Source organism: Methylobacterium sp. Leaf94, assembly GCF_001426045.1.
In the GTDB taxonomy this organism is placed as follows: Bacteria; Pseudomonadota; Alphaproteobacteria; order Rhizobiales; family Beijerinckiaceae; genus Methylobacterium.
In genome coordinates, this window is record NZ_LMRM01000006.1 from 20,908 (window position 1) to 37,994 (window position 17,087).

Annotated in this window: 12 protein-coding genes; 5 read left to right on the forward strand and 7 right to left on the reverse strand. The window is 67.7% G+C overall.

Translation table 11 applies throughout. The features are described from left to right. Positions 1-123: 123 nt before the first annotated feature. A complete protein-coding gene (locus tag ASG63_RS05100) occupies positions 124-1,134 on the forward strand; it encodes a 1-aminocyclopropane-1-carboxylate deaminase (protein ID WP_056212762.1) in 1,011 nt (336 codons plus the stop codon). 134 nt (positions 1,135-1,268) lie between these two features. After that, positions 1,269-2,693 (forward strand): FAD-binding oxidoreductase, encoded by a 1,425-nt coding sequence (locus ASG63_RS05105; protein ID WP_056212763.1) that lies wholly within the window; start codon positions 1,269-1,271, stop codon positions 2,691-2,693. 7 nt (positions 2,694-2,700) lie between these two features. Here the strand turns inward: ASG63_RS05105 and ASG63_RS05110 are convergent, their stop codons facing one another. From ASG63_RS05110 to ASG63_RS05120, 3 genes are read right to left on the reverse strand one after another with little or no spacing between them, the layout of a single operon-like run. Further along, entirely contained in the window at positions 2,701-3,750 is a 1,050-nt protein-coding gene (locus ASG63_RS05110; RefSeq protein ID WP_056212765.1) for a sensor histidine kinase, read from the reverse strand. A gap of 13 nt (positions 3,751-3,763) precedes the next feature. Continuing rightward, complete coding sequence (locus ASG63_RS05115; RefSeq protein ID WP_056212883.1) at positions 3,764-4,177, reverse strand: response regulator; 414 nt, start codon at positions 4,175-4,177, stop codon at positions 3,764-3,766. Between the two features lie 35 nt (positions 4,178-4,212). Next, positions 4,213-6,270, reverse strand: coding sequence for an MHYT domain-containing protein (locus ASG63_RS05120; RefSeq protein WP_338011806.1), 2,058 nt, complete (start codon positions 6,268-6,270; stop codon positions 4,213-4,215). A gap of 3 nt (positions 6,271-6,273) precedes the next feature. Here ASG63_RS05120 and ASG63_RS05125 point away from each other — a divergent pair, with 3 nt between their 5' ends. Both ASG63_RS05125 and ASG63_RS05130 read left to right on the forward strand, forming a co-directional pair. Further along, on the forward strand, positions 6,274-7,896 hold the full coding sequence (locus ASG63_RS05125) for an ABC-F family ATP-binding cassette domain-containing protein (protein WP_056212767.1): 1,623 nt from the start codon (positions 6,274-6,276) through the stop codon (positions 7,894-7,896). 275 nt (positions 7,897-8,171) lie between these two features. Further along, entirely contained in the window at positions 8,172-8,504 is a 333-nt protein-coding gene (locus ASG63_RS05130; RefSeq protein ID WP_056212768.1) for a hypothetical protein, read from the forward strand. Positions 8,505-8,754: 250 nt separating this feature from the next. Here the strand turns inward: ASG63_RS05130 and ASG63_RS05135 are convergent, their stop codons facing one another. From ASG63_RS05135 to guaA, 3 genes are all read right to left on the reverse strand, one after another. Then, positions 8,755-11,931, reverse strand: coding sequence for an efflux RND transporter permease subunit (locus ASG63_RS05135; protein WP_056212769.1), 3,177 nt, complete (start codon positions 11,929-11,931; stop codon positions 8,755-8,757). Positions 11,932-11,963: 32 nt separating this feature from the next. Next, complete coding sequence (locus tag ASG63_RS05140) at positions 11,964-13,118, reverse strand: efflux RND transporter periplasmic adaptor subunit (RefSeq protein WP_244472763.1); 1,155 nt, start codon at positions 13,116-13,118, stop codon at positions 11,964-11,966. Between the two features lie 534 nt (positions 13,119-13,652). Beyond that, positions 13,653-15,209: a glutamine-hydrolyzing GMP synthase gene (guaA, locus tag ASG63_RS05145; protein ID WP_056212770.1), complete on the reverse strand. Its 1,557-nt coding sequence runs from the start codon at positions 15,207-15,209 to the stop codon at positions 13,653-13,655. 165 nt (positions 15,210-15,374) lie between these two features. Here guaA and ASG63_RS05150 point away from each other — a divergent pair, with 165 nt between their 5' ends. Next, a complete protein-coding gene (locus ASG63_RS05150) occupies positions 15,375-15,602 on the forward strand; it encodes a hypothetical protein (protein ID WP_056212771.1) in 228 nt (75 codons plus the stop codon). 82 nt (positions 15,603-15,684) lie between these two features. Here ASG63_RS05150 and ASG63_RS05155 read toward each other — a convergent pair whose 3' ends face one another. After that, positions 15,685-16,986, reverse strand: a complete 1,302-nt coding sequence (locus ASG63_RS05155) for an RsmB/NOP family class I SAM-dependent RNA methyltransferase (protein ID WP_056212885.1) — start codon at positions 16,984-16,986, stop codon at positions 15,685-15,687. Between the last annotated feature and the right edge of the window lie 101 nt (positions 16,987-17,087).

The following is a 17,087-nucleotide window of genomic DNA, read 5'->3' on the forward strand; positions in this document are numbered from 1 at the left end:
GAAAGCGATGCCCGTCGCGAGGGGCTGCAAGCCGAACATTGCAAAATCCAAACCCCGATTTCGAGAGCACCTTTCGCAGCCTCTTTGCTAGCGTTTGTGGGCTGACCACGAAGGACCCCGCCCATGCTGTCGCAATTCGAGCGCTATCCCCTCACCTTCGGCCCGACCCCGATCGAGCACCTGCCCCGCCTGACCGCCCATCTCGGCGGCGACGTGCTGATCTACGCCAAGCGCGAGGACTGCAATTCCGGCCTGGCCTATGGCGGCAACAAGCTGCGCAAGCTCGAATACATCGTGCCCGACGCCATCGCGAGCGGGGCCGACACCCTGGTGACCATCGGCGGCGTCCAGTCCAACCACACCCGCATGGTGGCGGCGGTGGCGGCCAAGATCGGTATGAAGTGCCGGCTGATCCAGGAGGCTTGGGTGCCCCACGAGGACGCCGTCTACGACCGCGTCGGCAACATCATGCTGTCGCGCATCATGGGCGCGGAGACCCAGCTCGTGGAGGACGGCTTCGACATCGGCATCCGCGAGAGCTGGACGAAGGCCATCGAAGACGTGAAGGCCAAGGGCGGCAAGCCCTACGCGATCCCGGCCGGCGCCTCGGTGCACAAGTTCGGCGGCCTCGGCTTCGTCGGCTTCGCCGAGGAGGTCCGGGCCCAGGAGGCCGCGATGGGTCTCCGCTTCGACTACGTCGTGGTCTGCACCGTGACCGGCTCCACCCATGCCGGCATGGTGGTGGGCTTCGCCGCCGATGGGCGCGCCCGCAACGTCATCGGAATCGACGCCTCCTGCACCCCGGCCCAGACCAAGGCGCAGGTGCTGGAGATCGCCCGCAACACCGCCGAGCTCATCGGCGCCCCGGCCATCACCGCCGACGACATCGTGCTCAACGCGGACTACGCCTACCCGGTCTACGGCGTGCCCTCGAAGGAGACGGTCGCGGCCATCCGCCTCTCGGCGCGCCTGGAAGGCATGATCACCGACCCCGTCTACGAGGGGAAGTCGATGCAGGGCATGATCGACCTCGTGCAGAAGGGCTTCTTCCCCAAGGGTTCGAAGGTGCTCTACGCCCATCTGGGCGGCGCCCCGGCGCTCAACGGCTACAGCTATACCTTCCGGAACGGCTGAGTTGCCCGGTTCGTCATGGGGCTGACACCTCCGCCCCCGTTGAAAGCCGGGTGCTTCCTTTCGGGGCGGCCGCACGACATGGTCCGTCCCCGACGATCGAACCCGCGCGACCTCAGCCAGGAACAGTCTCCCCCATGCCGGAATCCCTGCCGGACCGCGACGCCCTCGCCCCCTTCGAGGCCCTGCTGGGCTCCGGCGGGGTCCTCACCGACCCCGCCCTGACCGGGCGCTACACCCGCGACCAGCGCGACCTGATGCAGGGCGAGACCCCCGCCGTGCTGCGCCCGCGCAGCGTGGAGGAGGTCCAGGCGCTCGTCGGGCTCGCCCGGGCCCAGGGCTTCGGCCTCGTGCCCCAGGGCGGCAACACCGGCTATGTCGGCGGGGCGACGCCGGAGCCCGGCCGGCGCCAGCTCGTGGTCAGCCTGGAGCGGATGACCCGCATCCGCGCCGTCGACCCCCTGAACTTCACCCTTTCGTGCGACGCCGGCACCATCCTGGCGGACGCCCAGAAAGCCGCCGAGGCCGACGGGCTGTTCCTGCCGCTGAGCCTCGGCTCCGAAGGCAGCTGCCGCCTCGGCGGCAACCTCGGCACCAATGCGGGGGGTCTCCAGGTCCTGCGCTACGGCATGGCCCGCGACCTCGTCCTCGGCCTGGAGGTGGTGCTGCCGGACGGGACGCTGTTCTCCGACATGCGGACCCTGCGCAAGAACAACATCGGCTACGACCTGAAGCAGCTCTTCATCGGTGCCGAGGGGACGCTGGGCATCATCACCGGGGTCGTCCTCAAACTCTGGCCGGCCCAGGGCCAGCAAGCCACCGCCTGGCTCGAACTCGCCCCAGGGGCGCCGATCCCCGAGATGGCCGCCCTGGTGCGCCGGGAAACCTCCGACCTCGCCTCGACCTTCGAGCTGATCTCCGCCTCCTCCCTCGGCCTCGTCACGGAGATGCGCGGCGCCGAGACCGGCCTGAAGGCCGGCCCCGGCGGGGCGGTGCTCCTCGAGCTCACCGCCTCCTCGGACCGCATCCCCCTCGACGACGTGCTGATGGGATGCCTGGAGGCCCTGATGGAACGGGGCTGGGTGGTCGACGCGGTGCTGGCCCAGTCCGAGACCCAGCGCCGGGCCTTCTGGGCGGTGCGCGAGACGATTCCCGAAGGGGAGAAGCATGCCGGCGGATCGGTCAAGCACGATATCGCCGTGCCGATCTCCCGCCTGACCGATTTTCTCGCCCGCGGGGCCGCCCTGCTCGCCGAGCGCCTGCCGGACGTCCGGCTCTCGGTCTACGGCCATGTCGGCGACGGCAACCTGCACTACAACCTCGTCGTGCCGGCGGGCCGCGACCGGGTCGCGTTCACGCGCGAGATCGAGGCGGATTTTGCCCACGACCTCTACACGATCGCGCTGGAATACGGCGGCGGATACAGCGCGGAATATGGCATCGGTCGCTTTAAGCGCGACCTGCTGGAACGCTACTCGGATCCCGCCCGCCTGCGCCTGATCGCGGCGGTCAAGCACAGCCTCGACCCGGACGGGATCATGAACGCGGGCGCGCTGGTCTAGGGACGCCTCAGTGCTGGAAGGAGAGCGTCGCCCGGGTGCCGATCGGACCGCCGCCATAGACCAGGGCCGAGCGCAGGTTCGTCGCCATCGCCCGGATGATCCGAGAGCCGAGGCCGGTGCCCCGCGGCTGGCCCTCGCCGGTCCAGCCGATGCCGTCATCCTCCACGGTCAGGGTCAGGCCATCGCTGCCCTGCCGAGCGATGGAGACCCGAATTTCCCCTGACGCCTCAGGAGGATAGGCGTATTTATAGGCGTTGGTCACGAGCTCGGTGACCACGACGCCGACCGAGACGGCCTTGTCGGTGGCGAGCCGCACCGGCGCCGCGTCGAGGCGGATGGCGTGGTCGCGCCCGGCCGCCTTCATGGCCGCCTGGAGCTCCTCCACGAGGCTCGCCAGGTAGGCGTCGAGGTCCACCGCTTCCACGTCGTCGGAGGTGTAGAGCCGGCGGTGGATGCCCGCGATCGCCGAGATCCGGGCCTGCATCTCCTGGAGCGCGGCCTTCGCCGCCGGGTCCGTTACCGCGTTGGTCTGCATGTGGGTCAGGGCCGCCACCAGCGCCAGCGAGTTGGCGACGCGGTGGTTCACCTCCCGCAGCATGATCTCGGCCCGGTCGCGCGCCTCCCGCACCGCCTGCTCGGCCCGCTCCTTGTCCCGCCGCAGAGCCTCCTGCCGCAGAGCGGTATCGATGGCCTCGCCGAGGAGCTCGCGGAACTGGCCCTGCAGGTCCTTCCAGACGTAGTCGACGGCCCCCGCCTTCAGGGCCGCCACCGCGACGCGGCTGTCCTCCGAGCCGGTGACGTAGACCACCGGCGGCGCCTCCGGCAGGGCGCGGATGGCCGGCAGGATGTCGAGACCGGTCTGGCCGGGCATGTGATGATCGAGGGCGACGACGTCGATGTCGCCCTGTCCGAGACGCGCCAGTCCGGCATCGCCGTCGAGGGCGAGCTCCACGGCGTAGCCCCGCGCCGCGAGGGCGCGCTGCACGAGCCGCCCCAGGCCGGGGTCGTCGTCGATGTAGAGGACGCGACCGCGGCCTGGAGGCGCGGGCTCGGTCATGTGCGGTCCGATGTCATGGGTTTTCCGGCACCTGCATCACGGAGAAGAACAGCCCGAGCTGCCGGATGGCGTTGGCGAAGCCCTCGTAGTTGACGGGCTTGGTGATGTAGACGTTCGCGCCGAGGTCGTAGCAGCGCTGGATCTCGCGCTGGTCGTCCGTCGTGGTGAGGACGACGACGGGCGAGCGCTTGGTGTGGGTGTTCGCCTTCACCTTCTCGAGGATGTCGATGCCGGTCATGTCCGGCAGGTTCAGGTCGAGAAGGATCAGCAGGTGGCGCTTGGCGCTCGCCTCGCCGGTGCCGTCGGCGCCGAGGAGATATTCGAGCGCCGACGTCCCGTCCCGGAAGGGCAGGATGGTGTTGTTCACACCGGCGCGGCGGATGTTACGCTCGATCAGGCGCGCATGGCCCTCATCGTCCTCGATCATGACGATTTCGACGGCGTTCACGCTTCGCTCCGCACCTATTCGGCGGCGAGCCGCATCGGCGGCCCGTCCTGTCCCTGACCTGTAGCGGTCTCGCGCGGCAGCGTCACGCTGAAGGTTGTGCCCACCCCCAGTTCCGACGCGACCTCGATCCGGCCGCCGAGGGACCGGACCAACGCCTTGACGTGGGCAAGCCCGATGCCCTCTCCCGGCCGATCCTGCGCTCCGGAGCGTCGGAACAGTTCGAACACCCGTGCATGGTCCCGCTCGGCGATGCCCCGGCCATTGTCTGCGACGCTGTAGCGGACGCGGCCACCCCCCAGCACTTGTGCCTTGATCTCGATCCGCCCCGGCCGTGCCGGGTCGAGATACTTGACCGCGTTGTCGATGAGATTGCCGAAGATCTGCTCGATCGCCAGCCGGTCGGCGACGAGACGCGGTAGGTCCGGCGCGATGACGACGCGGGCGCCCACCTGCTCGGTCTGGTGGTGCTGTGCGTCGGCGAGGCGGCACAGCAGGCTCGTCATGTCGAGGCGTTCCGGCGTGAAGCTGCGCCGCCCTTCCCGCGACAGCTTCAGGATGGCGGCGATCAGGCGCTCCATGCGCGTCACCGCGGCCTTGATGAAGCCGAGAGCCTCGCCGAGATCCGCGTCGATCCGCTCTGCCTGCGGATGCCCCTGCAGGGCGGCGCGCACGTCCTCGCGGGTCGTTTCCAGCTCGCTCGTGAACCCCATGACATTCACGAGGGGCGCGCGCAGGTCGTGGCTCACGATGTAGGCGTAGCGCTGGATCTCCTCGTTGGACTCGCGCAGTTCGGCTTCGGCTTGGCGCTGCTCGGTGATGTCGGTGTGGACGCCCACCCATTCCCGGATCGACCCGTCATCGTGAAAGACCGGCACGGCGCGGATGGCGTAGTGGCGCCAGGCGCCATCGGCGGAGCGCACCCGGTGCTCGTGAACGAAGGTCCGCCGCGCCCGCACGGTCTCGTTCCACGCTTCGATGCTGGTCTGCTGATCGTCGGGGTGGACGGCCTTGGCCCAGCCGTAGCCTTCGTACTCGGCCCGGCTCTGCCCCGTGATGGCGCTCCAGCCCGGCTGCTCGCCGAGCATCCGGCCCTCCGCATCGTTGGTCCAGAGCACGCCACGCACGGCCTGTACCGCGGCGCGGAAGCGCCCCTCGCTGGCCTGGAGGTCGCCCTGGACCCGCTGCTGGTCGAAGGAGGAGGCGAGCATCGCCAGGAATAGGATCAGGAAGGTCGCGCCGGCCACGGCCAGCGCGAGGTTCTGCTGCACGGTGCCGAGACCGATCGCATGCGCACCGGCGCCTTCGGGCGAGAAGGTCGCCGCGGCCATGCCGGTGTAGTGCATGCCCGCCACCGCGAGGCCCATCACGGTGGAGGCGATGAGCGTCTGCCACACGCTGTTCCGGCGCAGGGTGAGCCAGAGGGCCGCCGTCGCTGCCGTGACCGCGATGACGACCGACAGCGCCACCAGCGGCCAGGCATAGGTGAGATGGCCCGGCATCTGCATTGCTGCCATGCCGGAGTAGTGCATCGCGGCCACCCCCAGGCCCATGACAGGGCCGGCGACGAACAGGTCGCGTCGCGTCGCGCCCGGCCGGCTGATCCACGCGAAGGCGGCACCGGTGCAGGCGATGGCCAGCGCGAGGGACAGGGCCGTGGTGCCGAGGTCGTAGGCGACCGGCATTCCCATCTCGAAGGCCAGCATGCCGACGAAGTGCATCGACCAGATCCCGCCGCCCATCGCGCAGGCGGCGGCAGCGATCCAGGCCCAGCGGCGCCTGCCCGCCGAGCCCCGGCCGCGGCCACCGAGATCCAGCGCGGTGTAGGAGGCGAAGATCGCGATCGTGACGGACAAGGCGACGAGCGCCGGATTGTAGCCGGTGTGGACCATCGGGGGCGCGGAAAGACCGTTCTGACCGTGAAAGCGCCAGCCTAGCGGGTCTTCGCCTCGAGGACCATCGGCGCCGAACGCGGAGGACGCGCCGGCCCGGTGCCGGGCTGCACTACCCCTCGGGGCGCACATGCCGTAAGGCCGCAGCACCCGCCCGAACCTCCGTGAGCCCGTGATCCGCATCCCATGATCCGCCTCGAAAAAATCGGCAAGCAGAACGGCCGCCAGATCGTCTTCATCGAGGCCTCCGCCGCCCTCCAGCGGGGCGAGAAGGTCGGTCTGGTCGGCCCCAACGGTGCCGGCAAGACCACTCTGTTCCGGATGATTACCGGCGAGGAGCAGCCCGACGAGGGCCAGGTCGCCGCGGATCGCGGCATCACCATCGGGTATTTCAGCCAGGACGTCGGCGAGATGTCCGGCCGTACCGTCGTCTCCGAGGTGATGAACGGCGCCGGCCCTGTCAGCGAGATCGGCGCCGAGCTGAAGGAGGTCGAGCAGGCCCTGGCCGACCCCGACCGGGCCGACGAGATGGAGGCGCTGATCGAGCGCTACGGCGAGGTCCAGGCCCGCTTCGAGGAACTCGACGGCTATGCCCTGGAGGGGCGTGCCTACGAGGTGCTGGCGGGCTTGAGCTTCTCCCAGGAGATGATGGACGGCGACGTCGGCAAGCTCTCGGGCGGCTGGAAGATGCGCGTGGCGCTCGCCCGCATCCTCCTGATGAACCCCGACGTCATGCTCCTCGACGAGCCGAGCAACCATCTCGACCTGGAGAGCCTGATCTGGCTCGAAGCCTTTCTCAAGGGCTATGAGGGCGCCCTGTTGATGACTTCGCACGACCGCGAGTTCATGAATCGCATCGTCACGAAGATCGTCGAGATCGACGGCGGACAGCTCACCACCTACTCGGGCGACTACGCCTTCTACGAGCAGCAGCGGACGCTCAACGAGACGCAGCAACAGGCCCAATTCGAGCGCCAGCAGGCGATGCTCGCCAAGGAGATCAAGTTCATCGAGCGTTTCAAGGCGCGGGCCTCCCACGCTGCCCAGGTGCAGAGCCGGGTGAAGAAGCTCGACAAGATCGAGCGGGTGGAGCCGCCCAAGCGCCGCCAGAGCGTCGCCTTCGAATTTCTGCCCGCCCCCCGCTCCGGCGACGACGTCGTGATGCTCAAGAACGTGCACAAGCGCTACGGCAGCCGCACCATCTACGAGGGTCTCGACTTCTCGATCCGGCGGCGCGAGCGCTGGTGCGTGATGGGCATCAACGGGGCCGGCAAGTCGACGCTCCTCAAGCTCGTGACCGGAACCGCCAAGCCCGACGACGGCAACGTCGCGGTCGGTGGCAGCGTCAAGCTCGGCTACTTCGCGCAACACGCCATGGACGTGCTGGACGGCGACCGCACGGTGTTCGGGTTCCTGGAGGATTCCTTCCCGCAAGCGGGCCAGGGCTCTCTCCGGGCGCTGGCCGGCTGCTTCGGCTTCTCGGGAGACGACGTGGAGAAGCGCTGCCGCGTGCTCTCAGGTGGCGAGAAGGCCCGCCTCGTGATGGCGCGAATGCTCTACGACCCGCCGAACTTCCTCGTCCTCGACGAGCCCACCAACCACCTCGACATGGGCACCAAGGAGATGCTGATCGCCGCCCTTGCGAACTACGAGGGGACGATGCTGTTCGTGAGCCACGACCGCCACTTCCTCGCCGCCCTGTCGAACCGCGTCCTCGAACTCACGCCGGACGGAATCCATCAGTATGGCGGCGGCTACACCGAGTACGTTTCACGCACGGGGCAGGAGGCGCCGGGACTGCGGAGCTGATGGTCGACGCGATGGGACGGCCGGCATTGTGGCTGATCCGATGCTGGCTCGCAGCGGACAGGTCGACCTCGCTCGCATCACGAGCCTGCAGGCAGCGCGTGGAGGAGGAATTGTCGTACGGACGGCCCCTTGAGGCTGCCATCGGACCCAAGGCGACCGTTGGAAGCGAGGCGCTCGCCATCCCTGAACTTGAAATGAACAAAAAGTCTGATTAACTGAATATGAACGAACAGCCTTCCACACTCGGCTGCCACTCACCAACCAGGAGTACGGATATGTCCAGCGGACTGTTCCAGAACCTGCCGGGCGCTCATGAAATGGGAGGGCTTCAGGCCCTTCCGAGTGAGCCGTGGCTTCTCCCGATCTCGGACCGAATGGACGCCGCGACGACGGATACCGATCGACTGGAAGCGACTGTGCGGCTGTCCGTTCGTCCCTTCCAGCGGGCTGCGAACGCCCTTATGGCGGCGCTCCTGCTTCTCCTGTCGGTGCAGATCTGTGCGGATTTGATGAACGCTCGAACCCCGCATCCGACCACAAACCAGATCGCGGACGCGACGCCGCCGGACATGCCGGTGACGAAGGCCACGCTGACCATCAACAACTGAGCGCTTTTCGGGCCGGTCGCATGACCGACCCGCTACCGAGCTGGTCGTGAGGCCGCCCACTTATTCGTCGCGGCGGCGGGATCGACCCCTCCTTCGGAACGACCTCAACATCGTGAGATCGTTGTTCGCCGGCCGCGTCATCCCTTGATGTGCGAGACGATCGGCACCTTTCAACCGCCCCCCTCTAAGGTTCCCTGATCGCGTTCTGAGCCCAGTCAACGGCCGGGTGTCGGCGCGCGGTTAGGCCGGGTCAAGCGGTGACCGAAGCCGGCTGCAAAGCTGCGGTCGATCGCGGGTCACCATCCTCCTCCTCGGCCAGTCCGGGCTTTCGCCGCGAAAGCGTGAGGATGAGCACCGGCAGGATCAGCAGGATGAGGAGCGGCGCCAGGCTCATGCCGCCGACGACGACCAGCGCCAGGGGCTTCTGAACCTGCGATCCGACACCATTCGAAAAGGCGGCCGGCAGGAGGCCGACGCCGGCGACCACGCAGGTCATCACCACCGGCCGGAGCTGCGTGTGACAGGTCCGCAGCATCGCCCGCACCCGCTCCTCTCCCTCGTTAATCAGACCGTTGAAGTGCGACAGCACGATGATGCCGTCCATCACGGCGATGCCGAGGAGCGCGATGAATCCGATCGCCGCCGAGACGCTGAACGGTGTGTCGGTGATCACCAGGGCGAGCACGCCGCCGGCCGCTGCCATCGGGATGACGCTGAGCGCAAGCAGCATGTCGATCGCGGAGCCGAAGTTCATGAACAGCAGGATCGCGATGAGGCCGATGGCGATCGGGACCGTCACCGACAGGCGCGCCAGGGCACCCTGCATGTTGTTGAATTCGCCCACGAGTTCGAGGCGGTAGCCCCGCGGCAGGGCCACCTCGGCGTTCACGCGCTCACGTGCCTCCAGGATCGCGCTGCCGAGGTCGCGGTCGCGGACGCTGAACTTCACCGGAAGGTAGCGCTCCTGGCCCTCCCGGTAGATGTAGGCCGGCCCTGAGACGAGGGCGACCTGGGCGACCTCGCTCAGGGGCACCTGCATCAGCGTGCCGTTCGGCCCCTGCCCGGAGATGCGCAGGTTGCGGATGGAGGCCACGCTCTGGCGGAACTGCTCGGCGAGGCGGATGACGATCGGATAGTGACGATCCGAGCCGCTGTCGTAGAGGTCGCCAGCGCTGTCGCCGCCGATGGCGGTGCGGACCGTGGCATTGATGTCGCCGGGGGTGAGGCCGTAGCGTGCGGCACGGACCCGGTCGACGTCGATCTGCACCGTGGGCTGACCGAGCGACGTGAACACGCCGAGATCGGTGACGCCGGGCACCTTGCGGAGCACGGCCTCGACCCGATTGGCGACCGCCGTCAAGGTTTCGAGGTCGGATCCGAACACCTTGAACGAGTTCTCGCCCTTGATGCCGGAGACCGCCTCGGCGACGTTGTCCTGCAGGTACTGCGAGACGTTGAACTCCACGCCGGGGAAATCGGTGCGCAGCCGGTCGAGGAGATCGCCGACCATCCGGTCCTTGGTCATGCCCGGCCGCCACTTCTCGGCCGGCTTGAGCGGCGCGAAGAACTCGCCGTTGAAGAAGCCGGCGGCATCGGTGCCGTCATCCGGGCGGCCGTGCTGCGAGACGACGCTCTCGACCTCCGGCACCGCTGCGATGATGCGGCGGATCCGGTTGACGTAGAGGTTTCCCTCCTCCAGCGAGATCGTCGCCGGCATGGTGGCACGCAGCCAGAGATTGCCCTCCTCGAGCTTGGGCAGGAATTCCAGGCCGAGCTGGCGCCCCGCCACGCCGACTCCGGCGGTGAGCAGCAGCGCGAGGCCGAGGGTTAGGATGCGATTGCCCAGGGCGGCGCGGATGGCGGGCCGGTAGAGCCGGTCCAGGGTCCGCACGAGGATCGTCTCGACCTCTTCGACATGGGCTGGAAGGAGGTAGGCGGAGAGGACTGGCGTCACCGTGAAGGTGGCGATGAGCCCGCCGAGCAGCGCGTAGGCGTAGGTCTGCGCCATCGGCCCGAAGATGTGGCCTTCCACCCCCGTCAGGGTGAAGAGCGGCAGGAAGCCCGTGACGATGATGATCGCCGCGAAGACGATCGAGCGACTGACGTCCCCGGAGGCTTGGCGGATCCGCAGGAGCTTGCCTGCGAGGCCCGGCCGGACCACCTCCCCTGTCGGTGTCCCGTGACCGGAGAGCCGCCGGAAGATCGCCTCCACCATGATCACCGTGCCATCGACGATCAGTCCGAAATCCAGGGCGCCGACGGAGAGCAGGTTCGCCGACTCGCCGCGCACCACCAGAATGATGACGGCGAAGAACAGCGCGAAGGGGATGGTCGCGACCACGATGAGGGCGCTGCGCAAATTGCCGAGAAAGAGCCACTGCACGATGAGGATCAGCACGATGCCGACCAGCATGTTGTGCAGCACGGTGTGCGTGGTGACCGCGATGAGGTCGGCCCTGTCGTAGATCCGCTCGATCCGGACGCCCGGCGGCAGCAGGCCCATGGCCTCGATGCGCCCCACCTCCGCCTGCACGGCAGCGATGGTCGGCGTGCTCTCCTCGCCCCGCCGCATCAGCACGATGCCCTGGACGATGTCATCGTCGTCGTTCATGCCGGCGATGCCGAGGCGTGGCTGGTGCCCGATCGTGACGGTGGCGACGTCCTTGACCAGCACCGGTGCGCCGCCCGACTGTGTCAGCACCGTCTCGCCGATGTCGTCGGTGGAGCGAATCAGGCCGACACCGCGCACCACAGCCGACTGGGTGCCGAGATTGATCCGGTTGCCGCCGACGTTCAGGTTGCTGTCGTTCAGGGTCTTCACGACGCCCGACAGGGTCAACCCGTAGGCGGTGAGCCGGTCGAGGTCGACGGCGATGTCGAAGGTCTTGGTCTTGCCGCCCCAGCCGATGACGTCGATGACGCCCGGCACGGCGCGGAAGCGCCGACGCAGCACCCAGTCCTGCAGGGATTTCAGGTCGAGGACGCTGTAGCCCGCCGGCGCCGTCAGCTTGTAGCGAAAGATCTCACCGATGGGGCTCACTGGCGAGATGGTCGGCTTGGCGCCGTTGGGAAGGGCGTCGAGCTGGGCCAGCCGGTTCAGCACCTGCTGCTCGGCCTCGCGGTAGCTGAACTCGAAGCCGAACTGCAGCTTCACGTCCGACAGCCCGTAGAGGGAGACCGAGCGGACCTGCTTCAGGTTCGGCAAGCCGGAGGTGATCACCTCGATCGGCACGGTGACGTAGCGCTCGATCTCCTCGCCCGACAGACCATTCGCTTGCGTGATCACGTCGATCATCGGCGGGGTCGGGTCCGGATAGGCCTCGATGTTCAGGGTGCGGAAGGCGACCAGCCCGCAGGCCAGCAGCAGAACGAAAGCGAGAACCACCAGGGCACGCTGGCGCAGCGCGAGATGGACGAGGCCGGTCATGCGTTGGGTTCCTGCTGACGGGAGCCGACGGATCAGCCCCGGGTCACCATCCGGTCGATGAAGAGGGAGCCGCGCGAGATCACACGCTCGCCGGTCGCCAGACCTTCGAGGATCTCGATCTTGCTTCCGTCGATGATGCCGGGTTTGACCCGGCGGCTCTCGACCGTGTTGTCGGCCTTCAACACCCAGACGCTCGCCTTGCTGCCCTCCAGCACGACCGCTGCACGGGGGACCGATTGCGACAGGGTTTCGCGCTCGTTGATGATGCGCACGGTGGCGTACATCTCGGGCTTCAGCAGATTCTGTGTGTTGTCGATATCGGCCCGAACCGTGATGCGACGGGTCGTCGGGTCGACGGACGATCCGATGAAGTTGATCCGCCCCTCGAAGACCTTGTCGGGATAGGCGAGTACGCGGAACTTGAGCCGATCGCCGAGATCGACCTTCGCCGCGTCCGGCTCACGCAGCTGCGCGATGAGCCAGACCTTGGACAGGTCGCCGATAATGTACGAGGGGTCGCTGCCCCCGGTGCCGACATACTGACCCGGTCCGATCTTGCGCTGGATGATCGTTCCCTTGAGGGGCGCGTTGATCGCCGTTTCGGGGTTGATCGAGCCCTTCTGTAGATTGGCGACCTCGTCGTCGCGCAGGCCCAGGATGCGCAGCCGGTTGCGCACGGCCTCCAGACCGACCTCGGCCGTCCGGGCATCGTTGGTGGCCGTGTTCAGATCGTTCTGCGCGGATTGGAGCTCGCGCAGCGTGGTGACCCGCGAATCATAGAGATCGTGCAGGCGCTTCTCGGCGGCCTGGGCGTAGCCGAGCTGTGACCGTGCCTTGGCCAGGACGTTCAAGGCCGCAAGATAGTCGTTCTGGGCCTGGACCATCTCGTTGGCCTGGATCGAGAAGAGGCGCTCACCCTTCTGCACCTGCTCGCCGGTGCGCGCGAAGATGGCGATGACCCGACCCGGATAGGGGGAGAACACCGGGGTGGCCTGATACTCGTCGACGCCGATCTTACCCTCGGTGGTGATCTCCTCGTAGAAGAGGCGCTGCTCCACCGTCTCAGTGTCGATGGCGGCCAGCTGGTCCGGGCTGAGGACGAAATCGCCGTTGCTCGGTGGTGTGACCGTGACGGCTGCCGGCGTCGGCGTCGTTGCAGCACCCGCGAGCGTACTGGGCAGCCACAAGAAGCCAGCAACGCAAAGACTTGAGGCGACTAAGAGAATGGAAACCTGAGTGCGATGCTTCAACCCGACGAGTGGAGCGAACGAACCCTGAGGCTCAATCATCGAATCAATCTCGCGTGTCTTCGCATTTGTGCACTCATCCGGTCCAGCCGGATGGTGCGTCGGTCTGTAGAAGGCCGTCACCTGAGATACAAGCGTGGCCAGTTCACGATTTGGTCGCGTCGTCCATCGCGTGATCGGTGTGGCTTCCCGGCCCCGAGAAACGGGTCGCTCCGACAGATCGCGCGGCTTCCCAATATTGGGCTGCCGCCCGTCGTTCGGCCCGTGTAGGAGCTCGAAGTTCGGACGAGAAAACCCCGCGGACCCGAAGGCCTGCGGGGTTAAAGTTGCGTCACATGAATCCCTGGGAGGGACCTCTGGTATACTACATGCCAATTAAAACGCAGCAAGGGGTATTGTTCCCAATGGCGATTTATTCTGCCAGCGGCACTGCGGGGCGCGGAGAAATTTTTCTCATCGGTCCACGTCTGCCCCTCATTCCCACTCGATCGTTCCGGGCGGCTTCGAGGTGATATCGTAGGTCACGCGGTTGATCCCCTTGACCTCGTTGATGATCCGCGTCGCCACCCGGCCGAGGAAGGTCATGTCGAACGGATAGAAATCGGCGGTCATGCCGTCGACCGAGGTTACGGCGCGCAGGGCACAGACGTGATCGTAGGTGCGTCCATCGCCCATCACCCCGACGGTCTTCACGGGAAGGATCACCGCGAAGGCCTGCCAGATCGTGTCGTAGAGGCCCGCGTTGCGGATCTCCTCCAGGTAGATCGCATCGGCCTTGCGCAGAGCTTCGAGCTTCTCGGGGGTGATCGTACCGGGGCACCGGATGGCAAGGCCCGGACCCGGGAAGGGGTGGCGTCCGACGAAGGCCTCCGGCAGCCCGAGCTCCTTGCCGAGCACACGGACCTCGTCCTTGAACAGCTCGCGCAGGGGCTCGACGAGCTGCATGTTCATGCGCTCGGGCAGGCCGCCGACATTGTGGTGGGACTTGATCGTGACCGAGGGACCACCGGTGAACGAGACGCTCTCGATCACGTCCGGGTAGAGGGTGCCCTGGGCCAGGAAGGCGGCGCCGCCGATCTTCCTCGACTCTGCCTCGAACACGTCGATGAACAGGCGCCCGATGGTCTTGCGCTTCTGCTCCGGGTCGCTGACACCGGTCAGCTCGCCGAGAAACAGGTCCTGCGCCTCCACATGGACGAGGGGGATATTGTAGTGGTCGCGGAACAGGCGCACGACCTCCTCGGCCTCGCCCATGCGCAGGAGGCCGTGGTCGACGAAGACGCAGGTGAGCTGCTCGCCGACCGCCTCGTGGATCAGCACCGCCGCCACCGCTGAGTCGACGCCGCCGGACAGGCCGCAGATCACTCGCTCCTTGCCGACCTGCGCTCGGATCTTCTCGATCGCCTCCTCGCGGTAGGCGCCCATGGTCCAGTCGCCGGAACAGCCGGCGATGTCGCGCACGAAGTTGCGGATCAGGAGGGCGCCATGCGGCGTGTGCGCCACCTCCGGATGGAACTGCACCGCGTAGTACTTGCGCGCTTCGTCCGCGACCGCCGCGAAGGGGGCGTTCTTCGACATGGCGACGGTCGTGAAACCGTCCGGCAGCTTCGTGACGCGGTCGCCGTGGCTCATCCAGACGGGGTAGTGCTCGCCCACGTGCCAGACGCCCTTGAACAGGGGGCAATCCGACAGGATCTCGATCTCCGCCCGACCGAACTCCGCGTGGTGCCCGCCCTCGACCTCGCCGCCGAGCTGGGCCGCCATGATCTGCTGACCGTAGCAGATGCCGAAGACCGGCACGCCGGAATCGAACACGATCTGCGGGGTCCGGGGCGAGGCGTCGGTCGTCACCGATTCGGGACCGCCCGAGAGGATCACGCCCTTGGGCTTGGTTTCGGCGAAGGCTTCGGCCGCCTTGGTGAAGGGGACGATCTCACAGTAGACGCCCTCCTCGCGAACGCGGCGTGCAATGAGCTGCGTCACCTGGCTGCCGAAATCGACGATGAGGATCTTATCGTGCTCTGTAGTCATGGAACCGGAGTTAGACGAGGCCTCGGTCCGGTGCAACGGATCACCCCGCAGAGCCGCCCCGCGGCGGGCATCGGGCTGGGGATGCGGCGCAAAGGACCGTTAACCCGGTGTTCACAGCCGGGCGTCGACACCGTGCGCCCCCAGCAACGAACAGGAGCCTCAGCCATGAGAGCCACCATCTTCGGGATCGCCACCCTCGCCCTCGCCGGCTTCGGAGCCACCTCGGCCTCCGCCTTGCCCGTTCCGGCCGGCATCGCACCCACCAGCGGGATCCAGCAGGTCCGCGTCGTCGAGCGCACGGTGATCCGCGGCCCCCGTTGCAAGACCGTCGTCACCAAGCGCCGTGGGCCGATGGGCCGGATGGTCGTGGTGCGGAAGCGCCGCTGCTTCTAAAACTGCGCCGCTGATTCGAGAACGGCGCCGCTGCTCCTGAGCAGATGTCTGGAATGGCCCCCATGCGGGGCCATTCCTCGTTTCAGGCCCGCCGCTCCAGGGTGGCGACGTAGAAGCCATCGGTGCCGGTCCGGGCGGGACTCATCTGGAGGCCGTGCCGGGTCAAGCGGACGACAGAGCCGAGATAGGGAGCGTGCTCGGCGAGAATCTCGGAGGCTGAGACCACCGCAAAGTCGTCCGACCGACGCGCGAGGAGGTCGGCGACGGCCGCGTCGTTCTCCTCGGGGAGCAGCGAGCAGGTGATGTAGGTGATGCGACCGCCGGGGCGCACCAGCCTTGCGGCCCGGTCGAGTACCGTGGCCTGGTCGGCGACGCGTGTGCTCAGGGCATTCGGGCGCATCCGCCACTTGGCATCGGGATTACGCCGCCACGTGCCGGAGCCGGTGCAGGGGGCATCGACGAGGACGCGGTCCGCGCGGCCGTCGAGGTCTGCGAGGACGTCGGCGCGGGCCTTGCCGGCACGGGGCGTGCGGATCTCCGCGACGGCGCCGGCGCGCCGTAGGCGCTCGTGCATTGGGGCGAGCCGGCGCGGATCGTCGTCACTGGCGATCAAACGGCCGGAGTTCTCCATCATCGCGGCCAGGCTCAGGGTCTTTCCCCCGCCGCCGGCGCAGAGATCGATGACGGTTTCGCCGGGCCGTGCGCCGCTGAGAAGGCTTGCGAGCTGCGAGCCCTCGTCCTGGATCTCGTACCAGCCGTCGATGAATTCCGGCTCGACATGGAGGGCCGGGCCGCGTCCGTCGTCGCCGATGGGGATGCGCAGGCCATTGGGCGCGTGCGGGGTCGGTTCCGGTGTGAGGTGGGTGAGGCCCGCCAGGGCCTCTGCGCGTCTGCGCTTGAGGGTGTTGACACGGATGTCGAGGGGCGCGCGTCGGCCGAGGGCCCGTAGTTCGTCGAGGATAGCGGATCCGAAGGTCGCCTCGAGGGAGGGGAGCACCCATTCGGGAACATCGCCGGCGACATGGAGCGGGGCGTCGACCAGGGTGCCGTCCGTCAAGCGCGTCCGTTCGTCTGCGGTCAGTGGCTCCGGGGCGAAGCGTTCGCCGCTGAACACCTCTACGATGGTCGGGGCAGCGAGACCGTACTGGAGCCGCAGCGTGCCGATGACGAGGCTGCGCGGGCTCTCGTCAGCCATGATCCAGGCGGCGGAGGCGCGCCGGCGCAGGGTGTCGTAGACGAGGCTGGCGATGGCGGCCCGGTCGCCCGATCCGGCGAAGCGATGGGCGAGGCCCCAATCCTTCAGGGCGTCGGCGGCGGGGCGGCGGCGCGCGGCGATATCGGCGAGGACCTCGATGGCGGCGGAGAGGCGGGCGGGGGGCGTCAGGGCAAGATCCTCGGGTTCTGGGCAGTCGCTTTCGGCGGGCGCCGCGATACGGCCACGCTTCGGGCGGCGGCCGGACACAATACAGTCGAGCTTCCGGCGCG